The 10,792-nt window shown below is 75.9% G+C and carries 6 protein-coding genes; 3 read left to right on the top strand and 3 right to left on the bottom strand.

Annotated features, from left to right (window positions below; genetic code table 11):
* The 3 genes from E1291_RS33485 to E1291_RS33475 form a co-directional block, all read left to right on the top strand.
* Nucleotides 1–1,872, top strand: a 1,872-nt coding sequence (locus tag E1291_RS33485; RefSeq protein ID WP_131742085.1) for an ATP-binding SpoIIE family protein phosphatase, incomplete at its 5' end; no start/stop codon positions are given.
* A 129-nt stretch (nucleotides 1,873–2,001) separates the two neighbouring features.
* A complete protein-coding gene (locus E1291_RS33480; protein WP_242614541.1) occupies nucleotides 2,002–2,886 on the top strand; it encodes a hypothetical protein in 885 nt (294 codons plus the stop codon).
* Between the two features lie 2,809 nt (nucleotides 2,887–5,695).
* Nucleotides 5,696–6,601, top strand: coding sequence for a hypothetical protein (locus E1291_RS33475; RefSeq protein WP_131742084.1), 906 nt, complete (start codon nucleotides 5,696–5,698; stop codon nucleotides 6,599–6,601).
* On the opposite strand, the gene E1291_RS33470 is transcribed toward E1291_RS33475, so the two are convergent.
* The 3 genes from E1291_RS33470 to E1291_RS33460 all read right to left on the bottom strand — a co-directional run.
* Nucleotides 6,602–7,489: a hypothetical protein gene (locus E1291_RS33470; RefSeq protein WP_131742083.1), complete on the bottom strand. Its 888-nt coding sequence runs from the start codon at nucleotides 7,487–7,489 to the stop codon at nucleotides 6,602–6,604.
* A 106-nt stretch (nucleotides 7,490–7,595) separates the two neighbouring features.
* Entirely contained in the window at nucleotides 7,596–9,407 is a 1,812-nt protein-coding gene (locus E1291_RS44785; protein ID WP_131742082.1) for a sporulation protein, read from the bottom strand.
* A gap of 191 nt (nucleotides 9,408–9,598) precedes the next feature.
* The coding region (locus E1291_RS33460) for a M16 family metallopeptidase (RefSeq protein WP_131742081.1) at nucleotides 9,599–10,792 on the bottom strand (1,194 nt) is incomplete at its 5' end.

The raw sequence follows: 10,792 nt of genomic DNA, 5'->3' as shown, positions 1-10,792 counted from the left end.
GGCGCGGCGACCGTCGGCCGCTGCGGCGCGCCGACCCCGGACGCGGGCCCCGCGGTACCCCACGACCTCCCGAACGGCGCCCCGCGGGACGGCGGTAGAGGGGAAGGAGACGGCCATGGGCGGGACGAGCCGTCCGCCGAGCCCGCCGTCGAGCCGCCCGCGGGCCCCGGCGCCCGCTCCGGGCGGCGCGCCCGGCGGGAATGCGAGACGGTGGCGGTGCGCGAGCCCCTCGCCTTCCTCAGCGAGGCCGGCCAGGAGATCGGCAGCTCGCTCTGCCACCTCCAGGCCGCCCGGACCCTCGCCGAGGTCACCGTGCCGCGGCTGGCCGACCTCGCCGCCGTCGAGCTCCTCGAACGCGTCGTCGCCGACTCCGCCCCGCCCGCCGACGAGGTCGACGAGACCACGCTGATGCGCCGCGTCGCCGTCGTCCACAACGACGAGCCGGGCCGGTGGGCCGACGTCGTCCCCGGCGACGAGAAACTGCTGCTGCGCCGGCTGACGCCGTCCGTCGAGGCCATGCGGACCGCCCGGCCCGTGCACATTCCGCACGTCGACCGCGAGCGCGCCGCCCAGATCTCCGCCTCCTTCGGCGACCGCGACCTGCGGCCCCTGCTCACCGGCCGGGCCCTGCTGGTCGTCCCGCTCATCGCCCGCGGCCGCGTGCTCGGCACCTTCGAGCTGCTGCGCAAACCCGACCGGCCCGGCTTCGACGAGCTCGACCTCGCCATGGTCGACGAGCTCGCCCGCCGCGCGGCGCTGTGCATCGACAACGGCCGGCTCTACCGGCGCGAGGTCGAGGCCGCCCAGGAACTCCAGCGCAGCATGCTCCCCGACGACCCGCCCGACGTCGCCGGGGCGCGCGTGTGCTACCGCTACCGCCCCGCGGGCCAGGCCGCGCAGGTCGGCGGCGACTGGTTCGACGCCATCCCGCTGCCCGGCTGCCGGCTCGGCATCGTCGTCGGCGACGTCATGGGGCACGGCCTCACCTCCGCCGCGATCATGGGCCAGATGCGCACCGCCGTGCGCACCCTCGCCGCCCAGGACATGCGGCCCGACCGGCTGCTGCGCCAGCTCGACGCGCTCGCCCGCCGGCTCGGCGAGGACTACCTCGCCACCTGCCTGTACGCGGTGTACGACCCGGTGGCGCGCACCTGCCGGATCGCCGGCGCCGGGCACGTCCCACCCGTCCTGGTGTCGCCCGGCGGCGAGTCCCGCGTCCTGCCCGTCCCCGCCGGGGTGCCCATCGGCGTCGGCGGCGAGCCGTTCGAGACCGTCGAGATCCACGTCGAGGACGGCTCCCGGCTCGTCCTGTGCACCGACGGCCTCCTCGAACGCCGCGACCGCGACATCGACCGAGGGCTGGAGGAGATGCGCGCCCAGCTCACCGGCGCCACGCCCGCCCTCGACGACACCTGCGACGCCCTCCTGGACTCCCTCGGCAGCGCCACCCCCGCCGACGACATCGCGATCGTCGCCGTCGGCTTCGACGGCATCGCCAAGGACGACGTCGCCGCCTGGGACCTGGAACCCCAGTCGAGCATGGTGCCCCGGGCGCGCGCGCAGGTCGCCGGCAGGCTCACCGACTGGAACCTGGACGCCATCACCGACACCGTCGAGCTGCTCGTCAGCGAACTCGTCACCAACGCCCTCGTCCACGGCGCCGGGGCCATCCGCCTCCGGCTCGTCAAGGGCCGGTCCCTGCTCGGCGAGGTCTACGACGACGGCCAGGAACTCCCGCAGCTCTGCCACGCCGAGGCCACCGACGAATCGGGACGCGGACTGCACCTGGTCAGCCACCTCTCCGAACGGTGGGGCACCCACCGCACCGACCACGGGAAAGTCGTCTGGTTCGAACACCCGCTGACGCGCTGATTCCCGTGGTCGTGGGCCTGCCTCCCCGGCCTGGGAGATAACTGTCGCCTCTGCGCCAGATCCTCTCCCCGGCCCCCGTCGGCTCTGATCGGAGATGTGCGGACCGTGCCGAGCCCACCGGGGGATGATTTGGGGGAGCATCTGACGCTGCCCGTGCCGGAGACGCTCTACGGCACCTACGCCGTCGCGCTCGCCGCGCCGGTCGCCGACCCCGGCCTGCTGGCCCACGAGCACGTCCGCCGACGTCTCGCGCCGCCGCTGCGCGACCTGGTCCTCGGCATGCTCGACAGCCCGATGCTCACCCTCGACCAGCGTCCGGCCGGCCGGTTCCCGCCGCTGCCCGCCGACCTCCTCGCCGCCTACGGCGCCGCCCCGGCCGACCTCGCCGCCGTCCGCGCCGCGACCCACCTGGTCGCCGTCCGCGCCGCCTACCGGCCGGGCTGGCCGCCCGCCCACGAGTTCGCCGCCCGCGCCGTCGCCGGAGTCCTCGGCGCCGCGCTGTCCGCCCCCGTCGTCGACGTCTTCACGCCCCAGATTCTCACCCAGGATCGCTTGGACCGTTCCCTCCCGGGCCCCGGCGGCGGCATCCGCCTCACCGACTGGATGCTCCTCCCGCACACCTCCGGCCCAGACGGCCTCTGGTTCACCACCAAGGGCCTGGCCCGGTTCGGCCTCCCCGAACTGGAGACCGAGAACGTCCCCCCGAACCTCCTCGAACCCTGGGGCCGCCTCCTCAACGGCCTCGCCCGGCGCGTCCTCGACCTCTGGCTGGAGGGCCTGCGCACCGGCGAACCACCCCTCACCATCGACCTCCCGCAGCTCGTCCGCGTCGGTCTCCAGGACATCGCCGCAGCCCAGGGCACCGGTGACCCGGTGCACCGCGAGATCCACGTCCGGCTGCGCCTGGAGTCGCCCGCCGAGCCCATCCTCACCGTCCACCCCGCCGAGGACGGCCCCGACCGGCTCGACGCGCTCTGCGCGCTGCTGTTCGGCACGCCGAGCCCACGCCGATGATCGCCGATCGCCTTGCCGATGACCTTGTTCTCGGCGCAGGATCGATGGCGTGAGATTCGGCCCGCGTGACCGTCCAAGCCCCGAACCCGAGGACTCCGGATCCCCGGAGCCCGACGACGAGGCCCCCCGGCCCCGCCCGGGCCCGTACCCCGGCGACGTCCTCGTGGCGGGGAAGCACACCCCAGCCGAGCCCCCGCCCCCCAAGGACACCCCGCCACCGGGCCCGCCGCCCCGTCCCGGCGGCCCCGCCCCCACCGCACCACCGCAAGTCACCCGGCACGACGGCATGCCCCTGCCGCCCCAGTCACCGGCCCCGGGCCCTTCCGCGTCCCAGCTCCCGCCGGGGGCCACGCGCGAGGACGTGGTGTTCCCGCCACGACGCGCAGCCCCACCGGCGGGCGCGGCGAACAAGCCGATCCCGCCCCCACCCCAGACGCCCCCCGACGCCTGGTCGCCGTTCCCGGAACGTGGCGCGCCGCCCCCTCCCGGGGTGCCTCCAACCCCACCCGGGCCACCACCCCAAGCCCAGCCGCCCGCGCCGCGCGGGGTGGCCTCCGAACCATGGGCCCCCTTCTCGGACGACCCTCTGCGCCGTGGCACTCCACCCCCCGCCCCGGAGGCCCGTCCGCCCGCCCCTCCCGCACCGGGCGGGACACCGCAACACCCGGCAGGCCGTCCGCCCACAGCGCGCTTCAGAGGCCCTCTGGCCCACCCTCCACGCCCCCAGGACCCCCAGAGTGGGCCGCCGTCCCCACCACCCGGCCGTCCGCCCACAGCGCGTTCCAGGGGCCCAGTGGCCCAACCCCCGCCCAACGCCCCGGCACCACAGACCCCGCCGGGCGGTGAACGGCCCACAGCATTCGGAAACCCGTCCGAGCCCCCGCCCGCTCTGGGCTCGTCACAACGTCCGCCTTCTGGAACGCGCCCTCCACAGGGAGTGCCCTCCGAACCGTGGGCACCGTTCTCTGACGCTCCCCGGCCCCCGGCCCCGCCCACGCGCGAAGAGCCCGCGCCCGCGCGAGCCTCAGAAGGCCACCCACCGGAGAAGCCACCGAGCGCGCCCTCGCCCCCCGGCCGTCCGCCCACGGCACGCTCCAGGGGCCCTCTGCCCCAGCCGCGCACTCCCCAAGGCGGAGAGGCACCCGCGTCCCCCAGCGGCCCGACGCCCACACGCCCCGTCGACCCCCTGACTCAGCAGCCGCCACGCCCGCCGGCCCCAAGCGCCTCCCCGTCGCAGACCCCGCCCGGCCCGCCCTCCGCACCCACACCCGGAACGCCGGCCACACACCCGCAAGATGCCACCCCACCCGGCAAGCCGCCCGCCCCAGGTTCCAGCGGCCCCCTGACCCAGCAGCCCCCACGCCCGTCTGGTTCGTCCTCGTCGCCCGCGCCTGGGGCACCGGGGAAGGATCCGCAGGGCGCGCGACCGCCGGCCACGCCGTCCACCGCAGGCTCCGGCGGCCCCCTGACCCAGCAGCCCCCGCGCCCATCTGGTCCAAGCGGCTCCCTATCGCAGACCCCGCCCGGTTCGCCCGCGTCACCGTCCTCTGGTGCATCGGACGCGCCACCGCAGGGTGTCGGGTCGCCGGGTCAGCGGTCGGCGTCGGGTTCGGGTGGCCCGTTGTCGCAGCAGCCGCCGCGTCCGCCCGGTTCGTCCGTGTCGCCAGCGTCCGGGGCATTGGAGGCGCGCCCGAACGATCCGCAGGGTCCGCTGAGTCAGCAGCCTCCGCGCTCGTCTGGCCTGGGCGGCTCCCTTTCGCAGCCCTCGCCTGGTTCGTCTGCGTCGTCGTCCTCTGGTGGGTCGGACGTGCCACCGCGGGGTGCCGGGTCGCCGGGTCAGCGGTCGGGGGCGGGTTCGGGTGGTCCGTTGTCGCAGCAGCCGCCCCGCCCGTCTGGTTCGTCCGCGTCGTCTGCGGCCGGATTGTCGGGTGCGCGTCCGGACGATCCGCGGGGTTCCGCGTCGTCCGGTGGTTCGTCCGTGTCGCCCGCCTCTGGTGGGTCGGACGTGCCGCCGCAGGGTGCGGGGTCGCCGGGTCAGCGGTCGGGGGCGGGTTCTGGTGGAGGAGCGGTCGGTCGGCCGCCTACCGTGCGTTTCAGGGCGCCGATCTCCCAGAAGCCGCCGTCCGAGACGGGGCCCGGTGGGGAAGGGGAGTCGTCCGAGCCTTGGGTTCCCTTCTCGGACGAGCACGTGGGTCGTGGTGATTCGGCGTCGCCTCAGGTTCCCCCTGGGGCGGAGGACGATCCTTGGACGCCTGTCTCGGAGGAGCCGTCCTTGCCTCTGTCGCTGAGCGGCGGTGCTCCTGGTGAGAAGGCGCCCGTGGCTTCCTCGCAGGAGGCGGAGGCCGATCCGTGGGTGCCGGTCTCGGGTGAGCCGGGCTGGGGGTCATCGGTCACGCCTGCCGCATCGGGGTCGTCGTTCTCGGACGATCCGCTGGCGCCTTCCCCTCAGGGGCGCTCCTCCGGCGGGAGCGGCTCTGACTCGTGGACGCCGGTCCTGGGGGAGTCGTCCCGAGGTGGAACGCAATCTCCGGGAGGAGGGGCCCCGGTGCCGGACGATCCGCTAGGGTCCGGTTCCTCTCCGGGTGCGGGATTCAGTGGCACACCGTCCGCGTCCAAGCCGAGTGAAGGGGCGTCCTCGTTGTCCGGTACGTCGTCCAGCGGATCGTCGCCGTCCTCCGAGGAACCGCCGGCAGGGCCGTTCAGCGGTACGCCGTCGGCCTCCAAGGAGACGGCACCGGGGGCCGCCGGGCCGTCCGGTGCCGAGCCGCCCGGTCCCGGGGCGTGGCCGCCCGCAAAGGAGGACCCGCTCGTGCCCGGTGTTCCACCGGCCCAGGGCGAGTCGATCCCGACGGGCGCCACGTGGGGGCGTGCGTCGGGGCGGCACGTGCGGGACGAGCCGGGCGTCACCGTGCCCGACGTGGCCGAGCCGCGCCCCGCCGCGGCGAGCGCGCCGGGGCGCAGGAGGGCGCCGGAGCGGGCCGCGTCCGGGCCCATGGCCGATCCGGGACGGCGCAAGGCGCTGGCGGACGCGTTCGTGGCGGAGTTCGTCGGGAGCTCGACGTGGCGGGCGACCCTGGCCGTGCTGGAAGGGGCGTTCCCCGGGCTCGGGATGGCGGCGACGCTGTCGCGCCGGACGGACGAGCTGTGGCGCGCCATGGACGGCCTGGACCGCGCGTCCGCCGCTGGGCTCGGCCTGCCCGCGTGGCTGGACGACGACGGGATGGTGTTCGACCTCAGCGCCCACCTGGCCGTGCGGCGGCCCGCCGGGCGGGCGGGGCCCGCGCGGGCGTCCCGGCCGTACGAGGGGGCGTTCGTCATCGACACCCTGGACCCGCTGCGCTACCACCGCGCGGTGGGCGGGCCGCGGGAGCCGCGCGACCTGCCGGGGGACGGGGCGCCCGCGGCGGCCGCGGGGTCGGGCGACGACGACACCGGCGTGGTGATCGTGGCGAACCTGGCGTCGGCGGGGGTCCGGGTGCTGGACTCGGCGGCGCTGTGGCGGTTCGCGGGACGGGTGGTGGCCGAGACGATGCGGGAGGAGACGCGCGAGCGCGCGCGGCGGACGCTGCGCGGTCTGCGGCGGGTCGTGCTCGTCGACCCCGATCTCGGTCTCGGGTTGTGCCTGCAGATCGACGCGGCGCGGACGCCGCGGTGCCTGCTGGCGTTCCGGGTGGACCGGGCGGGCACGGCGCCGCCGCGGTTCGTCCGGCCCTGATCAGTCCTCGGCGCGCAGCCAGCTCAGGTCGCAGCGCAGGTCGTCGGGGAGGGCGCGGAGCCGGTCCGCGAGCTCCCCGGGACCGACCGTCTCGGGGAGCTCGCCGTGGTCGGGGAGCAGCCCGCACACGAGCCCGCCGCCGGTGCGGACGGCGGTGAACGCGCCGAACCGGGCGACGCCGCCGCCGCGCAGGTGGGCGAGCTCGGTGAGCAGCCCCGCCACGCCGGACGGATCCTGCGAGTCGTACAGGCCGCGGACGTAGGAGAACATGTCGTCGGCGAGCTCGTCCGGGTTGCGCCCGGACAGGTGGTAGGCGGTGCCCCAGTGCGCGCCGTCGCCCGCCCTCGCCGAGCTCTGGTCGCGGACGCGGACGCGCAGCCCGTACTCGGTGGCGCAGCGTTCGTAGGCGTCGGCGAGCAGGGACTCGGACTCGCCGTCCTCGCTGAGCAGGACGCCGGTGACGATGCCCTCCTGACGGTCGAGGCGGTCGAGCATCTCGCGGTTGAGCTCGGTGACGTCCCGCTCGACCGCGTCGAGCGAGCGGGCCAGCGCGCGCTGGGCGTCGCGGTCGAGGTCGAGGCCGGTGAGCTCGGTGGTGATCTCGCCGACCTCCTTCTCCAAGTGCTCCACGCGCCCGCCGACGGACTCGAGCCGGTCGAGGACCTCGGCGGGGCTGCCCTCGGGCGGCGGCTGCGGGATGGAGATGCCGGCCGGCTCCACCGCGGCGACCTCGGCCTTGAGGGCCTCGTGCCGCTTGGACAGCTCGGCCACCTGGGCGCGCAGTTCGCGCAGCTCGGCCTGCGCTCGGGGAAGGCGCTTGTCGGAGGCGAGGTAGAGCTCGCGGCCGGCGATCGCTAGGCAGAGCAGGACCAGGACAACGGTGGTCATGTGGCTCCTCTGAGGGCGGTCTGCCTACCGACGATAACCACCCCGGGCGGCGTTGGCCGAGAGGGCGGCGGATCTCGTCCGAAAGGCCCGGCATTTCCCGGCAGGTTCAGCCGAACAGACCGCCCAGGAGGCCGCCGAGGATCTCGCCGACGCCGCCCGCGATGTCACCGGCGACATCGCCCGCGACGTCGCCGAGCACGCCGCCCGCCGCGTCCGCGACGACGCCGCCCGCGAAGTCTCCGACGACGCCCCCGGCCACGTCGCCGAGCACGCCGCCGGCGAAGTCCCCGGCGACCTGCCCGGCGTATCCGGCGACGGCGTTGCCGAACGCGTCGACGGGGACGCCGGCGGCGTAACCCGCCACGTTCTGCGCGAACCCGGCGGCGCCGACGGCGGCGTCCCCCACGGCGCCGATCGCCATGCCTCCGGCGATGCCCGCTGCGGCGGCACCGCCGATCAGGCCGGCCGCCGCGACGCCGGCGCCGAGGTGACCCCGGTGGCCGTGATGCATGGGCGGCGGGCCGTGATGCCCGTGGACGGCGTGCGGGTACGGGGCGGGCCCCGGAGGCGCGGGCGGCGGGCCGCCGTGGTGGGCGGCGGGCGGATATCCCGGGCCGGGCGGTGCCGGCGGTGGGACGGTCCCAGGCGCCGGTGGGGGCACGGTCCCCGGTGCGGGCGGCGGGCCACCGGGCATCGGGCCGTGCGCAGGGGGCGGTACATGGCCGGGCATGGGGGAGTGGGCGGGTGCTCCGCCGTGGCTAGGCGGATATCCAGGCGCGGGTGGGAAACCCTGTGGCGCGTATCCCGGGCCGTGTGGGGCGGGCCCTGGGACGTGCGGTGCGCCGTGGCCGGGGAGGGGCGGTGCGCCGTGGCTCGGGGCGGGGGCGTGAGGGGGAGTGTGTCCGTGGCCCGGGTTCTGCATGGGGGCGGGCGCCTGGCCGGGGGCGGGCGCGGGCGGTGGGAACTGCGCGTTGCCGGGCCGTCCGTAGTCGCCGGGCCCGCCGTAGGAGGCGGCGGCCGGCTGCACCCCGGGCGGGGGAGGCGGGAAGCCCGCCGGTCCGCCGGGAGGCGGCGGGTTCTGGTGCTGTCCGGGCGCCGGCAGAGGCGAGCCCGCGGGGGCGAACGGAGCCTGTCCGGGCGGCGGGCCGGACGCGGCGCGCGGCAGGGCGGCCGCCGCCTCAAGCCACTGGAGGATCTTGCCGTTCCAGTCCGTCTCCGCGGCCTCGCCGTGCCCGACCTTGAACACGCCGAACGACTCGTCGGACGGGGTGGAACGGTCCTCGGCGCGCAGCACGAACGCCATGGTGTGGGGGCTGGCCACGAAGCTCAGCCCGACCTTGCCGAGGCGGCCCTGGTGCGAGGCAGGCGGGACGAGGTGGATCTCCTGGTGGAACGGCAGCTGCTGGGCCACGCCGCGCAGCTTGGACGACTCGAACGTCACGTTGGTGATCTGGAAGCCGAGCCGGGCGATCGCCGCGAGCACCCACTGCTGGGACTCCAGCGGTTCCACCGAGATCGGGTCGACGTCGCCCGGGTCGGGCAGGCCGGCGACGTCGACCTCGGTGCACATGCCGATGGTGAAGCCCGGCAGTTCGTGACCGAGGACGGTGGTGAAGGGCAGCTCGTAGGGGAGCGGGATGGAGAACGCCATGTCGCGCTGCTGCCCGGCCTCCAGCCGGAACCCGCGGGTGAGCGCTCCCCGGTAGACCTCGGGCCCGGCCGTCTCGCCGCCGTGGCCGTCCTGCATGCGCGGCATGAGCGCCAGTGTCACGTGCCGGACCTCCACGGGGACGCCGCCACCGCGCAGGTGCACCTTCCCGGCCACCACTCCGCCGGGCCGGCAGTTCGGCTCCGACAGGATCGTGTCGACTGAGGGGCCTCCCGCTCCGTACCCGCCTGCCATCTGCCCGTAGGACACCGGCCGTTCCCCTCTCCGGACCGCGAGGCCATCGCCTCGCACATGTCAGACGGAATCCACCATGCCATCGGTTCACGGTCAACTGCGAACACTCAGCGAGAAACCGGTACGTTCTCAAGAAATCGCGCCCGGCATGGCCGAGTCGTGGGCCATGCCGAGCGCGCGCGGAAGGACGTCGTCCTTCCTCTGGGTCAGTCCTCCTTGGCGGTGACGGTGACCGTGGCGTAGCCGAGCTTCTCCAAGGGCTCACGGATCTGCTCCGCGTCGCCCACGGCGATGACCGTCAGCGCCTCCGGGTCGACGTGCTTGCGGTAGGCGTTCGCGACACCGTCCGGTGTGGACGCGCGGACGGCCGCCAGGTAGTTGCTCGGGTAGTCGGCCCCCAGGCCGCTCGCGGACGCGTCGGCCAGCTCGGCGGCCACGGAGCGGGCGGTCTCGTACTCGGCGGGCGCGCGGTCGGCCAGCGCCCGCACCGACGACCCGTGCTCCTCGGCGTCGATGCCGCGCGACAGGACGCCGCGCAGCTCGGTGAGGGCGTCGGCGACGGCGTCGGCGGTGACCTCGGTGTGGACGGCGCCCTGCGCGATGAACAGTCCGCAGTGCCGCATCCGCAGCAGCCCGGCGCGCATCCCGTAGGTGTAGCCCTTCTCCTCGCGCAGCACCGCGTTCAGCCGCGAGGTGAGGCCGCCGCCCAGGACGTGCGAGGCCACCATCAGCGACGGCCAGTCGTGGTGCGACCGGTCGGGAATGCCGTGCCCGAAGCTGAGGTAGGTCTGCACGGAACCGGGACGGTCGACGACGACGATCCTGGCCGCGGACTCCGGCATGATCCGGTCGGCGGTGGCGAGCGGCGCGCCGGTGGCCGCCCAGCTCGACAGCGCGCCGGACAGGGCCTCGTCGGCGTCGCTTCCGGCCAGGTCACCGGCGACGACCGCGGTGGCCTCCGCGGGCACGACGGACCCGTAGAAGGCGCGGACGTCCGCGCCCTGGAGCGCGCCGACGGAGGTGCGGTCGCCGCCCGTGGGACGGGACGCGCGGGCCTCGGCCGGGAACATGACGGCGCGCAGCTCCCGGGTGGCGCGCGCCCCCGGGTCGGCGTCCTCCTGCGCGATCTCCTCCAGCCGCTCGCGGACGAGACGGCGGACGTCGGCGTCGTCCAGCGCGGGCCGCCGCACGACGGAGGAGAACAGCTCCAGGGCCGCGCCGAGCCGCGTCACCGGGACGTCCAGCGCGATCCGCAGCGCGGTCAGGTCGGCGGCGGCGTAGAGGCTGGCGCCCAGCCGCTCGAACGCGGCGGTCAGCGCGGTGCCGCCGCCCGGCTCGACGCCCTCCAGCAGCGCCCGCGCGGTCAGCGTCGCGACGCCGCCCGCGGCCGCGGGTTCACG

The sequence above is a fragment of the Actinomadura roseirufa genome (assembly GCF_900659635.1).
GTDB lineage: Bacteria > Actinomycetota > Actinomycetes > Streptosporangiales > Streptosporangiaceae > Spirillospora > Spirillospora roseirufa.
Note: the sequence above shows the minus strand (reverse complement) of the source record. Positions and strands in the feature narration are given on the sequence as shown.